The sequence below is a fragment of the Paenibacillus sp. USDA918EY genome (genome assembly GCF_009870825.1).
In the GTDB taxonomy this organism is placed as follows: Bacteria; Bacillota; Bacilli; order Paenibacillales; family Paenibacillaceae; genus Paenibacillus_AQ; species Paenibacillus_AQ albilobatus.
In genome coordinates, this window is record NZ_WTWY01000005.1 from 318,204 (window position 1) to 335,209 (window position 17,006).

18 protein-coding genes are annotated in these 17,006 nt (G+C 52.7%); 6 read left to right on the forward strand and 12 right to left on the reverse strand.

Annotation, left to right across the window (positions count from 1 at the left end; translation table 11 throughout):
* The first annotated feature begins 156 nt into the window (after nucleotides 1–156).
* Entirely contained in the window at nucleotides 157–423 is a 267-nt protein-coding gene (locus GQY55_RS13545) for a hypothetical protein (RefSeq protein WP_160042158.1), read from the forward strand.
* Between the two features lie 110 nt (nucleotides 424–533).
* Nucleotides 534–1,346 carry a pyridoxine/pyridoxal/pyridoxamine kinase gene (gene pdxK / locus GQY55_RS13550; RefSeq protein WP_160042160.1) on the forward strand — a complete coding sequence of 271 codons (813 nt, stop codon included), beginning with the start codon at nucleotides 534–536 and terminating at the stop codon, nucleotides 1,344–1,346.
* 84 nt (nucleotides 1,347–1,430) lie between these two features.
* Here the strand turns inward: pdxK and GQY55_RS13555 are convergent, their stop codons facing one another.
* From GQY55_RS13555 to GQY55_RS13605, 11 genes are all read right to left on the reverse strand, one after another.
* On the reverse strand, nucleotides 1,431–2,216 hold the full coding sequence (locus tag GQY55_RS13555) for a class I SAM-dependent methyltransferase (protein WP_160042314.1): 786 nt from the start codon (nucleotides 2,214–2,216) through the stop codon (nucleotides 1,431–1,433).
* 185 nt (nucleotides 2,217–2,401) lie between these two features.
* A complete protein-coding gene (locus GQY55_RS13560) occupies nucleotides 2,402–2,974 on the reverse strand; it encodes a DUF1700 domain-containing protein (RefSeq protein WP_160042162.1) in 573 nt (190 codons plus the stop codon).
* The gene (locus GQY55_RS13565) at nucleotides 2,967–3,314 is read right to left on the reverse strand and encodes a PadR family transcriptional regulator (RefSeq protein WP_160042164.1); all 348 of its coding nucleotides are present in this window, start codon (nucleotides 3,312–3,314) and stop codon (nucleotides 2,967–2,969) included. Before GQY55_RS13565 ends, GQY55_RS13560 begins: the two co-directional genes overlap by 8 nt.
* Before the next feature lie 253 nt (nucleotides 3,315–3,567).
* Nucleotides 3,568–4,386, reverse strand: a complete 819-nt coding sequence (gene nadE, locus GQY55_RS13570; protein ID WP_160042166.1) for an ammonia-dependent NAD(+) synthetase — start codon at nucleotides 4,384–4,386, stop codon at nucleotides 3,568–3,570.
* A 37-nt stretch (nucleotides 4,387–4,423) separates the two neighbouring features.
* Nucleotides 4,424–5,038: a nicotinate (nicotinamide) nucleotide adenylyltransferase gene (nadD, locus tag GQY55_RS13575; protein WP_160042168.1), complete on the reverse strand. Its 615-nt coding sequence runs from the start codon at nucleotides 5,036–5,038 to the stop codon at nucleotides 4,424–4,426.
* A gap of 10 nt (nucleotides 5,039–5,048) precedes the next feature.
* Nucleotides 5,049–6,539 (reverse strand): nicotinate phosphoribosyltransferase, encoded by a 1,491-nt coding sequence (locus GQY55_RS13580; RefSeq protein ID WP_160042170.1) that lies wholly within the window; start codon nucleotides 6,537–6,539, stop codon nucleotides 5,049–5,051.
* 34 nt (nucleotides 6,540–6,573) lie between these two features.
* Entirely contained in the window at nucleotides 6,574–7,125 is a 552-nt protein-coding gene (locus tag GQY55_RS13585; RefSeq protein ID WP_160042316.1) for a cysteine hydrolase family protein, read from the reverse strand.
* 28 nt (nucleotides 7,126–7,153) lie between these two features.
* Nucleotides 7,154–7,930: an NUDIX hydrolase gene (locus GQY55_RS13590; RefSeq protein ID WP_160042172.1), complete on the reverse strand. Its 777-nt coding sequence runs from the start codon at nucleotides 7,928–7,930 to the stop codon at nucleotides 7,154–7,156.
* A gap of 198 nt (nucleotides 7,931–8,128) precedes the next feature.
* Nucleotides 8,129–9,757 (reverse strand): DHA2 family efflux MFS transporter permease subunit, encoded by a 1,629-nt coding sequence (locus tag GQY55_RS13595; protein WP_160042174.1) that lies wholly within the window; start codon nucleotides 9,755–9,757, stop codon nucleotides 8,129–8,131.
* A gap of 16 nt (nucleotides 9,758–9,773) precedes the next feature.
* Nucleotides 9,774–10,217, reverse strand: coding sequence for a MarR family winged helix-turn-helix transcriptional regulator (locus GQY55_RS13600; protein WP_160042176.1), 444 nt, complete (start codon nucleotides 10,215–10,217; stop codon nucleotides 9,774–9,776).
* 298 nt (nucleotides 10,218–10,515) lie between these two features.
* Nucleotides 10,516–11,607 carry a glycosyltransferase gene (locus GQY55_RS13605; protein WP_236575600.1) on the reverse strand — a complete coding sequence of 364 codons (1,092 nt, stop codon included), beginning with the start codon at nucleotides 11,605–11,607 and terminating at the stop codon, nucleotides 10,516–10,518.
* Between the two features lie 365 nt (nucleotides 11,608–11,972).
* Here GQY55_RS13605 and GQY55_RS13610 point away from each other — a divergent pair, with 365 nt between their 5' ends.
* The 4 genes from GQY55_RS13610 (at nucleotide 11,973) to GQY55_RS13625 (ending at nucleotide 14,935) form a co-directional block, all read left to right on the forward strand.
* Entirely contained in the window at nucleotides 11,973–12,842 is an 870-nt protein-coding gene (locus GQY55_RS13610; protein WP_160042180.1) for a pentapeptide repeat-containing protein, read from the forward strand.
* 142 nt (nucleotides 12,843–12,984) lie between these two features.
* Nucleotides 12,985–13,506, forward strand: a complete 522-nt coding sequence (locus tag GQY55_RS13615) for a type 1 glutamine amidotransferase domain-containing protein (RefSeq protein ID WP_160042182.1) — start codon at nucleotides 12,985–12,987, stop codon at nucleotides 13,504–13,506.
* 166 nt (nucleotides 13,507–13,672) lie between these two features.
* Nucleotides 13,673–14,287 (forward strand): sporulation-specific diadenylate cyclase CdaS, encoded by a 615-nt coding sequence (gene cdaS, locus GQY55_RS13620; RefSeq protein ID WP_160042184.1) that lies wholly within the window; start codon nucleotides 13,673–13,675, stop codon nucleotides 14,285–14,287.
* A gap of 33 nt (nucleotides 14,288–14,320) precedes the next feature.
* Entirely contained in the window at nucleotides 14,321–14,935 is a 615-nt protein-coding gene (locus GQY55_RS13625; RefSeq protein ID WP_160042186.1) for a diadenylate cyclase, read from the forward strand.
* 58 nt (nucleotides 14,936–14,993) lie between these two features.
* Here the strand turns inward: GQY55_RS13625 and GQY55_RS13630 are convergent, their stop codons facing one another.
* A complete protein-coding gene (locus GQY55_RS13630; protein ID WP_160042188.1) occupies nucleotides 14,994–16,979 on the reverse strand; it encodes an elongation factor G in 1,986 nt (661 codons plus the stop codon).
* Nucleotides 16,980–17,006 lie beyond the last annotated feature (27 nt).

The following is a 17,006-nucleotide window of genomic DNA, read 5'->3' on the forward strand; positions in this document are numbered from 1 at the left end:
GACCGCGTTTAAAGGCAGTTTTTCTTGCAGTATCAGGAAGCAACGGCTCTGTAGTCTATACTTTCCGATGTTGCCAAAAGAGGATACTGCATGAACAACATCACTTTATCTAATACTATCAGTCCGGGAAACAATTTTCAAAGCGAGGTTATTCCATTGAAACGAACTCAAACGATCATGTATGGCGTCATGTCCTTTTTGGCCGCCAGCGTGCTTGCACTTTACGTATATTTTTTTCAGCAATTGGAGGATAAGCCGAACGATTCGGTAGAAACTTTATTTCTTCAGCATAACTCGGGCAGCGCGATTTCCGGCTCATCGTCGGAGCAAAGCGATACATCCGAAAACGCCGTGGTTCAAAACGGCAAATCCATTTGGGAGAGGATCGAGGATGCCGTTCTGGAGCGGATCCATTCAAAATAAGACACGCTCCGGGTTGGCGAGCATAATGATTCACCTGCTTGTTTTTTTCTGATATAATCAATTCGACTTCAGTCGGTTCATATTTCAATGCAGGAAAGAGGTTTTTCATCGTGTCCAAAATCATCAAAACATTAACGATTGCCGGCAGCGATTCCAGCGGGGGCGCGGGCATTCAAGCCGACCTCAAAACATTTGAGGAGTACGGAACATACGGCTTTAGCGCATTAACGACCATCGTGACGATGGATCCCGATAACGGATGGCACCATAACGTATATCCGGTGGATCCGGCGCTTGTGGCGGAGCAGTTGAAAACGGTATTCGCCGGCGGACCGGTCGACGCCATGAAAACGGGGATGCTGGGCAGCGTGGACATCGTTCGTGTCGCCGAAAAAGCGATCAAGGAGCATAACCAGGCCAATGTAGTCATTGACCCGGTGATGGTGTGCAAAGGCGAGGACGAAGTGCTGAATCCGGAAAGCGCCGAAGCGATCCGCGATTCTCTCCTTCCTCTGGCGACCGTCGTTACGCCTAACCTGTTCGAAGCCGGGGTGCTTTCGGGGCTCGGAAAACTCTCCTCCATCGAAGACATGAAAGAAGCGGCTCGCCGGATTCATCAGCTGGGCGCCAAAAACGTCGTCGTCAAAGGCGGCAAAGCGCTGGACGGGGAACAAGCGATCGACGTCTTTTTTGACGGCTCGGAATTCACTGTGCTGACAACGGACAAAATCGAACCTGCTTTCAACCACGGCGCGGGCTGCACGTTTGCGGCGGCCATTACCGGAGGATTGGCCAACGGCTTACCCGTTGCCGAGGCTATCGCCAAGGCGAAGGATTTCGTTTCCGCGGCGATTCGCAGCGGATATCAGTTCAACGAATTTGTCGGTCCGGTATTCCACGGCGGCTACCGTCTGGCGAAATAATCCGGTACTTTTGAATGAAAGCCTCCTTCACGTGAAGGAGGCTTTGTTGTCGTCGAAGCCCACATGTTAAGGGAGTCATCTTGTTTACTTATCTTCACGCACGGCTTGGATATATGCGGATTCGCCGGTAAAGCCGGCAAGCCCGCCGGTTTCGTCCGTTTCGATCGAAAAATAGCGTTTGATGGCGTCCGATGCCTGCAGCAGCTTTTGTTCAAGAGCAGTCCGTTCATCCGCCGGCAGTCCGGATCGTTCGCACCAATCCCGGAACTGGAACCGTTTCGGAAAACGGGCCAACATTTCCGTTCGAAATCCCGTATGCTCCAACAGGCGAATCCATTCGGTCTTTTTCCAGGCGCGAACATGGCTCGGATCCCTTTGCTTTTCGATCTCGTTATAAAAATCGTCTAAGACGTCAAGTTCCGGAGCGACGTTGTCGATCAGAAGCAGTCTGCCGCCAGGTTTGATCACGCGGTAAGCTTCGCGGGCAAACGCGCCTGTATCGGGAAAATGGTGAGCCGCGATCCGGCAAGTGACAAGATCGAAGGAAACGTCGGCAAAAGGCAAATGTTCCGCGTCCCCTGCCACGAAGTCCACATTCGTGTGGCCGTTCCCCCGAATGAAACCGGCTGCGGCATTCAGCATCTCTTCCGTCAAGTCCAAAGCGGTTACGCGACGGACAAGCGGGGCGAGTGCATTCGCCACGTGCCCCCCTCCGGTGGCAATGTCCAAAACGTCCATGGTCGGTTCCGCTTGGGAACAGGAAACCAAAAACGCCAAGTCTTCTCCCTTGGCATGGTTTGCGCTTGTGACATATTTTCCGGCGTTTGGGGCAAATTGCTTCCGGACAAGGTTTTTCATAGCGTCTTCGATGATAATCCCCTCCCTGAATTATGGCGGTATTGGCCTAATGTGCAGATGATCGGGTTGCTTCATCTTTCTTTAGTTTCACTATACGAAACTTGATGCCGCATAACGAAATACACGTTAAACATATCACATTTTTTTCCATATGTAAATATGGCCCTCTTCGATTCGAAGGAGGCCACTCGATATTTTTAGACCGTCGTTTCCGTTTGTTTGCCCGGAATCACGCGCCGGTAACGTTCCGACACGAACGCAAGGTATTTTTTCAATCCGATCCAGCTGGCAAAAGCGATCCCTCCGACGATGCCGCCAACCACGAGGGCGTACAACATGCTGTATTCGGTGGCGATTTCCATTCCCGGGCCGATGCTCATATTGATCCAGGTCACTCCGCATGTACGGAGAATGCCTGCAAGCACGATCAGGATCGCACAAAATCCGAACCCATAGGCGACGACTGCCAGCACCGGAACGACCATGACGCTGAGCAATCCGGCAGTGCAGTAAAACCCGATCAACGAAAGCACGTCCTTGAACGACCGTACTCCCTTCAACCCGTTCATGCGCTCGCTCCGGTATGCCCTTGCCAATTTGCGCGGATCGCCCAAACGCGATAAAATGACGGGTTCCGGCACGCCGCTTGCGATGCCTTCCGCAATATGGCTCTCGATCTCCATCACCGCATCCATCCTTTCGTCATCCGGCAGCTTCTCCAAATAACGGTTCAACTTCTCCAAATATTCCCTTCCATACGGGCTAATCATCGATTTCTCCCCCAAATTGTTGTATTTGTTCGACGGCGCCGCTGATTTTATTCCATTCGGCCATCATCGAAACCATCAGGCGGCGACCGGAATCGGTCAGGCTGTAATATTTCCGGGGCGGTCCGGACTCGGACTCTTTCCAAAAGGATTCGATGTATTGATCCTTCAACAGCCTGCGCAATAGCGGATATAATGTCCCTTCCGTGACGGCGAGCGGCTCCCACCGGTCGAGCAGCATCACCAGTTCATATCCGTATCTGGGCTTATGACCGATCAACTGCAATATGCAGTATTCCAAAATGCCCCTGCGAACCTGTGATGTCCATTCCGACATTTCCATAACTACCGTCCGCTCCTTTCGGTATTATAATATCACCCAGTACTGTGCTTTGCAAGGTACTTGGTCAAAATAGGTTACTGACTACCTGCTTATTGATTCCACATCGACTTCAGACTCAAAAATGAAAATAGGGAAAAAGCGACCGGGGACGAAGAACATCGACGCCCTCTTTCCGAGGATCGAAACGGTCAAGAAAAAAAAGCCCAGCATTCGCTGAGCTTCATTCAATCTATTTGGGGAACAACGCCCCTTCTTATTTCCACCATTCATCGAAAGGCGTAACCGGAAGCTGGCGTTTATGCTCCGTGTTTTTGTAGCGTTGTTCGATCTTCGCGCGATCTTCCGTATCGACCTGCTTTCCGGTCAAATATTCGTCAATGATCGTGTACTTCATGCCAAGTTCGGTCTCGTCCGCCTGCTGCGGCTTGTTGTCGAGCAAATCGGCCGTCGGCACTTTCAAATACAACCTCTCGTCGGCATGGAGCTCCTTCAGCAGCTCGCGGCCTTGTTCTTTGGTCAAACCCGTCAGCGGCGTCACGTCCGCCCCACCGTCTCCGAATTTGGTGAAAAAGCCGGTTAAAGCTTCCGCTGCATGATCAGTTCCAACGACGAGGCACTGGCGTTCGCCCCCAATCGCGTATTGGGCGATCATGCGCATTCTCGCTTTAACGTTCCCTTTATGATAGTCCGACAGCTCGCCGCCCGTCGAAACCGCAAACGTGCCGGCCAAGGCGTTCACGGCGCTTTCGATGTTGAAAACGACGGACTCATCCGGCTTAATGAACGCCAGCGCCGCCTGCGCGTCGTCTTCATCCTTTTGAACGCCGAAAGGCAGACGGACCGCGCAAAACGACGCTTCATACCCTTCGGCCCGAAGCTCTTCCACAGCCAGCTGGCAAAGGCGACCGGCAAGCGAGGAGTCCTGGCCGCCGCTGATGCCCAGAACGAAACCTTTCGCTCCGGCTTTTTTGCAGTAAGCTTTCAGAAAATCTACCCGTCTGCGGATCTCCTCCTTCGCGTCGATTGCCGGTTTTACGTGCAGCTCTTTCATGATTTGTTCTTGCGTGCTCATCGTTTCACATACTCCCTTTTTCGGTTTTTGAGATGCCTCATGCATACAATTTGTGGGTTTTGATGTAGCTGTAGCAGTTTTCGGGCACCAAATAACGGGGTTCCCCGCCCATTTTCAGTTCGTCCCGGATATAACTCGAGCTGATTTCCATAGCCAGCCCCTTATCGATCAGATGAAACGTTTGGCCGTCATCGCTATTACGCAAGATCGGCGATTTGCTGATGGCCGTAAGCATGTTGATGCCGTCTCTCGCCATGACGATAAATTTGTTTTCCTGAATCAGCTCTTCGGACTTCTTCCATTTCCCTTCGCCGATATCCAGCAGCAGGTCTGCTCCCATAATAAAATAGATCTCATCCTCCGGGAACTTGGCTTTAAAATGCTTTAGGGTCAAATACGTGGCGATTTCCCATCCGGCCAGCTTCATCTCGTAGTCGTCCGCGACGAATTTATCATTGCCTTCGATCGCCATCAGCACCATGTTCCAGCGATGCTCGTCGCTGATATGAAGCTGTTTGTCGGTTCTTTTGCTCGAGCAGGGCAGGAAAATGACGCGGTCCAGCTTGCAGCGCTGCGCGACGGTGCTTGCCGTCCACAGATGCACGTTCGTAATCGGATCAAAGGACGAGCCGTATATCCCGATTTTAGCCATAGGATCCTCCTTAAGCTTGAACCCTCCGGTTCACTTTTTCCTGAATTTCCTCAATCCGTTTCATTTTGTTGTCCCAGCATTCCTGGCTCAAATTAACCGGATATTCGGCCGGATTGAGCAGCCGCTTGTATTCATCCCACAATACGTTCAGATTCTCCTTCACGAAGGTTTGGATTTCGCGCAGAGCGGGCAGCCGATACACCAGGTCGCCGTTTTCGATCACCGTATGATGAAGCTCCCTCGCCTCGAAGTTCGTCACGAATTTCGCAATGTACGTATGAACCGGGTGGAACATTTTCAGCCGTTCCTGGCGCTGCGGCTCTTCGTGCTCCAGAGCGATATAGTCGCCTTCCGATTTGCCGTTCGTTTTATTGATGATGCGGAAGACTCTTTTCCGGCCGGGCGTCGATATTTTTTCCGGGTTCGAGCTGATTTTGATCGTATCGGCCATTTCCCCGTTTTCGTCTTCGATGGCGATCAGCTTATAAACGGCCCCAAGCGCCGGTTGGTCGTATGCCGTAATCAGCTTCGTTCCGATGCCCCACACATCGATTTTGGCACCCTGCGCCTTCAAATTCAAAATGGTGTGCTCGTCGAGATCGTTCGACGCGTAAATTTTGGCATCCGTAAATCCGGCCTCGTCGAGCATTTTCCGGGCTTCTTTCGACAAATACGCAAGGTCGCCGCTATCCAGGCGAATTCCTTTAAATTTTATCCGATCGCCGAATTCCTTCGCAACCTCGATCGCCGTCGGGACACCCGAACGGAGCGTATCGTACGTATCCACCAAAAACACGCAGTCCGTATGGCATTCGGCATATTTGCGAAAAGCGGCATATTCGTCGCGATAGGCCTGCACCATCGCATGGGCGTGCGTGCCTGCCGTCGGGATGCCGAACAGCTTTCCCGCCCGGACGTTCGACGTTGCGTCGAAACCGGCAATGAAAGCGGCCCGCGTGCCCCAAATCGCCGCATCCAGTTCCTGCGCCCGGCGAGTCCCGAATTCCATGGTCGTTTCGTCGCCGACGATTTGTTTGATCCGGGAAGCTTTGGTCGCGATCAGCGTTTGAAAGTTGATGATATTCAGCACGGCCGTTTCGATCAACTGCGCTTCCGCCAGCGGAGCTTCGACCCGGAGCATCGGCTCGTTGGCAAAAACCAGCTCGCCTTCCCTCATGGAGCGGACCGTCCCCGTGAAACGTACCGATTTCAAATACTCGAGAAAAGCGTCGGGATAACCGTCCTCCTTCAGATACGCCAGGTCGCTGTCGGAGAACCGGAATTCCTGCAAATAGCGGACGAGACGCTCCAATCCCGCAAACACGGCGTAGCCGTTCTGAAACGGAATTTTGCGGAAATAGACTTCGAATACCGCTTTCCGATCGTGAATTCCGTCCTGCCAGTATACTTGGGTCATGTTGATTTGGTATTTGTCCGTATGCAGCGCCAAGCTGTCGTCCGGATAAGGCGCCTCGGGGATTTGAAACGTGTTGCGTGTCATGGCATGATCCTCCTTTGCGTAAAATCAGCAATAATTAGACGACCTTCGCGCCCAGCGAACCTTTAAAATGCCGCAGCGCCCACACATGGCCTTCGGCATCGAAGCTCGCCACCGCATCTTCGTGGATGACCAGGTCGAAACCTTTATTGTAGGCATCCACCGCAGTATGCAGAACGCAAATGTCGGTGCAGACGCCGACGAGGTGAAGCTCGGCAATGCCTCGTGCCCGCAGCTGAAGCTCCAGATCGGTGCCCGCGAACGCGCTGTATCTCGTTTTATCCATCCAATAGACGTGACCCGAATCTTTGGCTGCCTCGTAAACGCCCTGCAGGGTTCCGTACAGTTGCCGGCCGGCGGTGCCTTCGATGTTATGCGGCGGGAACAGCTTCGTTTCCGGATGGAGCGTGTCCCCGGCCTTGTGCAAATCGACGGCAAATACGACGAAGTCTTGATTGTTCACGAATTCTTCGGTAATCTGCACGATGCGCTGTTCGATCTTTTGCCCGGGTTCGCCGCAGGTCAAAGCCCCGTCGGCCGCCACAAAATCGTTCGTGTAATCGATGTTGATCAGCGCCTTTTTCTTCATTTCGTTCATCACGATTCCTCCTGATCCATTACTTTTTCGCGTAATAAATTGAGTTGTTCGCTTCCATGTCGTTAAAACGGTACAGCTGCGTCGGTTTTTTGGACGTTCGCGTCGTCTTTTTCCCCTCGATTTCCTCGATGAAAGGCAGGGATTTGATTTTGCGGGCGAACGCGGCATCCAGCGCAACGGCGGAATCGTCGGTCACGGTCAGAAGCACCGCCTGCAATTCGGAGTAGGTAAACTCCTCGGGCAAAAACGCTTTTGCCGCCGTCGTCTCCAGCAGCTTCTTGCGAATGACCGCCACCGCATCCCGGATGATCGCCTCATGGTCGAAAGCCAGATCGAGCCCAAGGACTTCATCCACCGGAAACAGCGCCACCTCGCTCGCATCATCCTGCGCCACCCGCCCCGCCAGCCGGTGCTCCGGAACGATCGCGTAGTGGGCATTGGAAATAATCCAGCCGCGGGGATCGCGTCCCGGCGTGTCATACACCCCGAAGTGCTCGAGATGAATCCGGTCGACCCCGGTTTCTTCTTTTAACTCCCGCTGCGCCGATTGAAACGCGCTTTCCGTCTCGTTTACGAATCCTCCCGGCAAAGCCCACTTGCCGGCTTCGATGTTCGGACGCCCCTCGCTGTCCGTCATGCTTCGCTTGATCAGCATAATGTTCAGCTTCATGGCGGGCGGCTTGAACGCTTCGGGTCTGTCGCTCAAGATGGTGAATACGGCGATGTCAGAGGTATAACCGTCCGGCGTTCTGTACTTTTTAATGTCGTATTGCTTGAGCGCTTGTTCGTTGGACATGAAGTCAGCCTCTCTTTATTGATTATTTAACATTTAACGTTTTGTTAATTGTATTATATTCGCAGTAGATTCCGTTGTCAACCATTATGTTCCATTGGTTTTCGCATAATCCCCATCAAATAAAGAAAACGGTGCTCCAGCCAGCCTGAGCTGCCGGAGCACCGTTTATGTTGCGCTGTATTTTGCGTTGGAAAAGCCTTATTCCGCAGTCAGCGTTTTGCCTGGTCTGACATCGGATTTTTCTTTTGCATCCCCGGCTTCCGTGGCCTGGTTTGTCGAGCGGAGCGGCAGCTCCTTCAGGAAAAATACGAGCAGGAGCGCCACAACGAGGACGAGCGTGCCGGTAAGGAACACCGTAGAAAGCGTATTTCCAAGCGCGTCGCGGATGCTGTCGATCATTTGAACGAAGAGCTGTTTGGCTTCCGCCGGCAGGCTGGCTTCGGTCTTTTCGACGAGCGGTTTGTTCATCAGCGTTTGCGGATTGGCAAAAGAAAGCATGTTTTGCGCCAGCTTTGGATCCAGCTTGCTGAAATCCGGCGCGCTCGCCGATTGGAGAGCTTCCTTCAGGTTTTTGGTCAAGCTGTTGGACATGACCGTTCCCATGACCGCGATGCCGATCGTACCGCCGAGGTTACGGAACAGCTGCGTGGAAGCCGTCACGACGCCAAGCTCTTTATGCGAAACGGCGTTTTGGGTCGCCAGCGAGAAGACCGGCATACCAAGGCCCAGACCTACGCCAAAGATGATCAAGCTGAGAATCGTCATCCACAAGCTGTTCATAAAGATCATGATGCCCATGCCGATGATCATGATCGGCATGCCGATGAGCGCAAACCGTTTGTATTTGCCCGATTTGGCGATCAGTTGACCGGTGATGGCGCTTGTGATGACCATGCACAGGGACATCGGCAGCGTCACGTAACCTGCGTACGTCGGCGAAATCGCCAGCACGCCCTGCACGTAGAACGAAATATAAATCATGGCGCCCATCAACCCAAAGTTCATGATGAAGCCGATAATGTTCGAGATCGTTACGACGCCGTTTTTAAATAAGTGCAGCGGAAGGATCGGTTCCTTCACTTGCGTTTCGATAAAAATGAAAATCAGGGCGGATACGACCGCGGCTGCGATCAAGCTGATGATTTGCCAAGAACCCCACGGGTACTCCGTGCCTGCCCAAGAGAACGCAAGCAGCAGCGGAACGATCGTCGTGGTAAGGAACAGCGATCCCAAATAGTCGATATGCTGCCCTTTCTTTTTGTCCACTTTCGGGAACAGCATCATGATCATGATAAACGCCACAATGCCCAATGGGAGGAAAATCCAGAACAGCCAGTGCCAATCGATGTGGTCGACCAAATAACCGCCAAGCGTCGGTCCCAGCACGCTGGAGAAGCCGAACACAGCGGTCATCAGACCCATCCATTTGCCCCGTTCACGCGGAGGGAACAAGTCGCCGACGGCCGTAAACGCGGTGGACTGGATGATCCCCGCGCCGATCCCTTGAATCCCGCGGTAAATAATAAATTGGTAGACGTCGGTGGAAGTCCCCGTCAAAAAGGCCCCGACCATAAAAAACAATATACCGATAAGAATGAACGGTTTCCGTCCGAACATGTCGGACAGCTTGCCGACCAGTATGGTTGCGATGGTGGACGTCAGCAAATAAATGTTGATGGTCCAAGTATAATAGTCCATTCCGTCAAGAATCGCGATAATGCGCGGCATTGCCGTACTGGTTATCGTCTGGTTGATGGCGGCAAAAAACATGGCGGCCATGATCGCGATCATGATGGTTATTTTACGTTTTAACGTTAAATGCTCCATTCCCTCTCCTTCACCTCTAAACGTTGTTTTGATCTATATTCAAAAGCATTGAGGAGAAGATTCTTCTCAAATGCTGGATATCTTCCTCGGACAACATGCCGAAAAATACCTGAATGACCTCCTTTTGGTCTTCGGTCACCTTGTCGATGATGTCATACCCTTTTTCCGTGATCATCGTATACACCACCCGGCGGTCGTCCTCCGCCCTCTCGCGTTTGACGTACCCCGCCGCAATCAGCTTGTCGGTTAAGCTCGTAATCGCCGGAGATGTAAGCGCCAGCGCGTCCGCCAGCTCCGACACTTTGAGGGAGCCGCGCATTTTTAGGGTATACAAAACCTGAAATTGCGGAAAAGTGAGACTGTATTCCTTGGTGCTGAATTTGTTCCATTCATGGGACATGCCTTTCAGCAGTTGGCGGAACATTCCCGAAACTTCAAACAGCAATTCGCTTTTTGGCAAAATGCAAACCTCCTCGCACGTTCTCTACTGCGTTTTTGTCCGGATTTTGCAACATTGCCCGTTGAAGTCCGCCTTTTTCGGATTCACTCGCAAAATCCTTATGCTGAAACTATTGAATTAATTAAGCTTTATTTAATTAGATTCTAATAAATAAGTGACTTAATCATTTAACACTTAAGTAATATACTCCGTCATTCAAACGAAGTCAAGCGAATGTTTTATGTTCATATTTTCATAATAAAATCCGCAAGCTGACTAAAAAAAGCCTCCCCGCCGACGGAGAAGCTGCTTCTATAGTTTACGCTTTCAAATGAGTGCGATCGTACGTCGTTCCACGCCAGGTCATCCCTCCGCGCCGGGATGCGCGGTAAGCTCCCTGAAATCCGCCGACCGTCAGAATCAGGCCGATGAACGGATGGACGATCCCGTACCAGAAACCGCTGCCCGAATACCGCGAATAGATGAAATACAGCCATAACACCGACAGCACGCTGATTCCGCATAACACGCGGCCGGATAATGGACCGACAAACAATCCGACCCAAGGATAAATCATGGTCAATAGACAGGACAAAGCGGTGATAACCGCCTTCGGATAGCTGAATACGGATTTTTCGACGCTTCCGATCAGCTGCTTCAGGCTCTCATACCAGTTCCAAACCCCGATCATCCGCGTTCCGTAGATGGCATCCTGACGGTATCCGGCTTTTTTGATCCGTTTTCCGAGCTCCGCGTCATCCGTCGTCACGTAAGAAAAGGCCGCATGGGTGCCGATTTTGTCGTAAGCTTCCCGTTTCACCAGGTTAAACGCTCCGACGCCAAGCGATTGCTGCGACTTCGGATCCTTGATTTTCCACAGCTGTCCGAAGGACGAGGCGCTCATGAAAATAAAGGCGGCATACCATTTCGAAATGAAATGCGGTCCGGTAAAATCGGGGATCATCGTCAGATGGTCGAGCTCATGCCGATGCATGTACGCAACCGCCTTGGAGATGCATTCTGGCTGAAACAAGATGTCCGCATCCGTAAACAGAAGCCACTCCCCTTTGGCGATTTGGGTGCCTTGGAATAAGGCATGGCTTTTCCCCATCCATTGTTCCGGCAGCTCCCGCACATTCAGCACGGTCACGTTCGGATAAGCTTGCTCGAGCTTGGCCGCAATCGCGGCGGTACCGTCCTCGGAACGATCGTTGACCAGTATGACCTCCAACGGCCCGTACGTTTGCTCCATTATAGACCGGACGCAGCGTTCCAACGCTTTTTGCTCGTTTCTGGCGGCAACGATGACGGAAACGAACGGCTTTGGCATTTGCGCCTCTTCCCTCGTTCGATGCAGGACGCCGATCTCTCTTGCTTTTGCGGTAAAAATAATCGCAATGCTCCCCCACATCAAAACATTTAATCCCCCTAAAACCCAATAAACCCAATGCATGGCCTCCACCACTTTCGAATATTTTGGACGATCGTTCTAATCTAGGCGCGAAAAACAAACATCCTCATACCCGAAACACCGCAAACAATAGAACGATCGTACTAATATGATCTTAATGGAAATCTTTTCATTTGGCAATCAAAAAAACGCCGGGATTCCGGCTGCTTCCGATCGATTGTAGGCGAATCAAGTCACGACGATTCATTCTTGCCGCCGGAGCCTTCGTCAAAATTCCGCTTTTTATCTTAAAAAATGATGTACAATGAGTACGCGATGAAATAAAGCAATGATCCATTACATCATTACGGACTGAAGGAGATTTTATGCAAAACGTTCAAAACGACCCCCATGATACCGACCGTTCCCGCCTTCGGGCAGACTGCGGGCAATGCTTCGGATTATGCTGCGTCGCTCTTCCTTATGCCGCATCGGCAGATTTCGCTTTCGATAAAAAAGCCGGGACGCCCTGCCGGAACCTGGATGCGGATTTCCGCTGCGGCGTCCACAAGGATCTTCGGGAGCGGGGCATGCGCGGATGCACGGTGTACGACTGCTTTGGAGCCGGGCAGCAAGTTTCCCAAGAAACCTACCGCGGGCGCGACTGGCGCCGATCGCCGGAGACCGCGGCGCAAATGTTCGACGTCTTTCCGGTCATGTGGCAGCTTCACGAGCTTTTGTGGTATTTGACCGAAGCCCGGACATTGGAATCCGCCGCCCCCATACACGCTGAACTGGATTCAGCTCTAGAGGAAACCGACCGGCTTACCCGTCTCGATCCGGAATCGCTTTTGAAGATCGACATGACCGCTTACCGGGCGGACATCAATGCGCTCCTACTGCAGACAAGCCGGTTTGTCCGGGAAGACGGGCAGCGCAAACTTAAAGGTCAGCCGAAACAAAGAAAAATCCCCGAACGCGGCGCCGACCTGATCGGGGCCAAGCTGAAAGGAGCCGATCTGAGATACCAAAGCTTGCGAGGGGCATACCTGATCGCAGCCGATCTCCGGTCGGCCGATTTGAAAGGCGCCGATTTGATCGGGGCGGATTTGCGGGATGCCGATCTCCGGGGCGCGGACCTTCGAGGGAGCATTTTCCTGACGCAAGCCCAGGTGAATGCGGCGAAAGGAGACGCCCACTCCAAAATCCCTTCCTCCCTTATCAGACCGGAGCATTGGCAGGCGCAGGGAAGATAGCAAACCGTTAAAAACGAAGACCTTCCATCGGTATTCACAACCTTGGAAGGTCTTCGTTTATTTTGTGTGAAAACAATTCATTCGGCTATGTTTGTGGTAAGTACCATAATGAATGCTTTTAAATGTTAGGAGGATGACAACCATGGGCAAAAAAATCGCAACCCTCATCACGGACCTGTTTGAAGACGTCGAATTTACCGAACCGGCCAAAGCATTGCAAGAAGCCGGCCATGAAGTCGTCACGATCGAAACAAAAGCAGGCCGCCAAATTACCGGCAAAAAAGGCGGGAAAGTCCGCATCGATCTGGGCATTGACGAAGCCAATCCGGAAGACTTCGATGCATTGCTGATACCTGGCGGATTCTCGCCGGATCAACTGCGCGCGGACGACCGTTTTGGGCAATTCGCCAAAACCTTCGTGCAAGAAGGAAAACCCGTCTTTGCCATCTGCCACGGACCGCAGTTGTTGATCGACACCGATTTGCTGAAAGGCGTGGACATTACCGGCTATCGATCCATCCGCAACGATCTGAAAAACGCCGGAGCCAACTACAAAGACGAGGAAGTCGTGGTGTCCCGCAACATCGTCACTAGCCGCACTCCGGACGATTTGCCCGCCTTTAACCGCGAGTCGTTGAAGCTGTTGTCCAGCAGCGGCGCTTAATCAAGCAGCGCTGTGTAAAGCTTATAGCCCCGCCTTGCTGCGCAAGGCGGGGCTATTTCATGCTGTTTTTCAAAACATGAACCATTCGAGCGAACATTGCCGGCGAACAAATAATTATCTCCATTCGAGGGAATCATTGTATTGAACAGCAAAGGAGGCCCATCCCGTGGAAAACGAATACGACCGCTTGTCTCCGCAGCCGGAAGAAATCAAACGACGGCTTGAGGATATCTCGGATGGCATCGGCTCATTAATTTCATCCTTGGACAAGGAGCAAATCGGGATTCTCAAGGAAATCAAACATCTGTACAAACGGTTTTCAACCGCCGGCAAAATGGCGTCCAGATATCATTTGAATCGTTTGCTTTTCCCGTACACGACAAAATGCGGGGAAATTATTAAAGCCGTCGGCCAGCTCAGCGAAATCCGGAAAGGAGCCCTCATCGTCATTGAGAGGGAGAAGCCGGTCGACGATTGGATTACGAGGGGCACGCCCCTGTTTGCCGAAATCTCCAGCGAGCTCCTTGATTCCATCTTCCATGTCGGAAGCCCGCTGCATGACGGGGCCGTGTTAATCCGCAAAGACACGATCGTCTCGGCCGCCAACATTCTCCCGCTTACCAAAAAAATATACCCTAACAAAAAGCTCGGAACCCGTCATCGCGCAGCCATCGGCATGTCGGAACGGACGGATGCGCTTGTGTTTGTCGTTTCCGAAGAGACGGGAAAAGAGTCCTTTTCGTTTAACGGGGCGCTATACCCCTTTCAAACCCTCAAATAGACGAAACGAATGGTTGGGAGTGTAATGCATGCCATGATTAAAAAGAACTGTCAGAATGATCCCACGCTGCTGCATGAGGAAATGACGAAACAGCTGCATCATATTGCGGGCATGCTACAGGACAGCATCTCGGCGTTCGGTCAAAACGATATACGAATTTTGAACGATCTGGAGGAAATCTCCAAAGAATTCGCCGAATTGGAAACGTTGGTTTCCACCTATTTTCTGAACTGCCTTCTGTCCGAGTATACGTCATCCAGCAGCGAACTTTCCCGCGCCGTCCACCGAATGAGCTTGAAAGGCCAGGAAGCGCTTATCGTTTTGGAAAAAAGCGACCCCGTAGCGCCTTACATCAAGGGCGGAACCGCCATCAACGCCCAAATTTCAAGCCCGCTGCTGGAATCGATTTTTCACCCGGGAAGCAGATTGCAGTCCGGCGCCGTGCTGATTCAAGCCGACAAGGTCGTTTCCGCTGGCAATATGCTGCCCGTCACCGAGCAGATCTTTTGGGACCGCTTGTTTGACATCAACGAAGCGTCCGCCGTCGGATTGTCCGAACGGTGCGATGCGCTAATTCTGCTCGTCTCGGGAAAAGGGGCAACGTCGTTTTGTCTGGACGGTAACATCTATCCTTTTTCGACGGCTTGAACATCGGCACTGTCCTGAAACAGAGGCAAAAGCCGCAGCCCTATGTCGCCGTCTAATTTTATTTCATGCCATGGATGCCGGGCACTTCCGCATGCATGTATCCGTCCGCCTCGTTCCAAGCAACGCTGAAACCTTTGCCCTTCGCGCAAAAAATCGACGTTGACGTATATTCGGGATCCGCATCCTTGTCGTATCGTTTGGAAGCGATGATTTCCGCCGCGTTGCTGCATGGCCGGTATCCGCCGAGGCGAAGCGTGAGCGCCCCCTTGCCCTTCGTATACGCGGCCACTTCCGCCGGATAATCCATCAGCGTCGCGACCGGCGCTTCTCCGCTTAGGATAGCCGTGTCTCCGTCGATCTCCGGCGGTTCGAAGCTTCCACGCGCCTGCTGGATATCCGACATCGCCCTGCCGATGTGGTCCGCTCCCACTTTCAGCTTAAAAGCATAATACGGTTCCAACAGTATGTTGTCCGCTTTCTCCAAGCCTTGCCGCAGCGCGCGCAGCGCCGCTTCCCGGAAATCCCCGCCCGACGTATGTTTGTTATGCGCCCGGCCCGTCAGCAAAGTCACGACGATATCCGTCAAAGGGGAACCCGTCAACAGGCCCCGATGCTCTTTTTCGGTCAAATGCTGACCGATTAAATGCTGGTAGCCGACGCTCAGATCGTCGGGATGACAGTCGTTGACGAAGGTCACGCCGCTCCCCTCGGGTCCCGGTTCGATCTTCAGATGAACCTCCGCATAATGGCCGAGCGGTTCGAAGTGCCCGCAACCGATCGTCGCGTTGGCTACGGTTTCTTTGTACAAAATTTCCGGTTTACCGAATGACACCTCAAGGCGGAAACGGTCCAGCACGACCTGTTTCAGCACCTCCAGCTGAATGATCCCCATCACATGGAGATGAAGCTCCTGCAGCGGTTCGTCCCAGACGACGCCGAGCGACGGATCTTCCGCATGGAGGATCTGAAAGCAGCGCAGCACCTCCCGGATCGAAACGGCGGGATCGTACCTTACTTTGGACTTCAGGGCAGGGACAAGTTCAAAAGCTTTCCGCTCCTTTTCCGCGCCCAGCCCTGCGCCTGCCGGAACGGCGGATAATCCGGTTACGGCCACGAGTTGGCCGGCCCAAGCTTCGTCCACCGCAGTGAATTTTTCTCCGTTGTAGACCCGAATCGAAGTGATTTTCTCCTGCAGCCGCTCCCCGGCGCCATCGACATAACCGATTTCGTCCCGCACGCGCAGTTGCCCCTGCAAAAGCTTCATATGCGTAAGGCGGACGCCTTGTGCGTCATGGCGAATTTTGAACACGCGCGCGGCTGCCTCTCCCGAAGGATCGTATTCCGTCTCGGTAAGCAGCTCCAAATTGGCGAGAAACCCGGCGATTCCTTGATCCTGAAGCGCCGAACCGTACATCACGGGAAATAGTCTTCGTTGTTTGACTAACGTGCGAAGGCTTTCGACCGCCCGATCATCCGTAACTTTCCCATCCAAGTACAAGCCTAGCAATGTTTCGTCGCGTTCCGCGGCAAATTCGATCACCGGCTCGCCGATTCCTTCGTTAAGCGCCCCCGGGATCAAGCAGGCTTCCTTCGTAAGGTGTTGGCGGATTTGTTCAAGCACGACGGAAGCGTCCGCCCCTTCGCGGTCCATTTTATTGATAAAAAACAGCACCGGAATGTCGTATGCCCGCAGCAGCTGCCAAACCGTTTCCGTATGCCCCTCGACTCCCTCGACCGCGCTGACGATGACAACGGCATAGTCCATCGCCTGCACGGCCCGTTCCATCTCCGCCGAAAAATCCACGTGCCCCGGGGTATCGATCAAATAATACGTCGAGCCGCGCCATTCCATGACGGCCTGACCGGCAAAAATGGTAATGCCTCGCGCCCGCTCCAGCTCGTGGCTGTCCAGGAAGGCATCCTTATGATCCACCCTTCCCCGGCTGCGAATGCTGTTCGTATGGTATAAAAGCTGCTCCGCAAACGTCGTTTTTCCCGCATCGACATGCGCAAGCAGCCCGATTGTTTTATTTGAGTCTCCCATGCAGCGATTACGTTCGTCCCTTCTGTA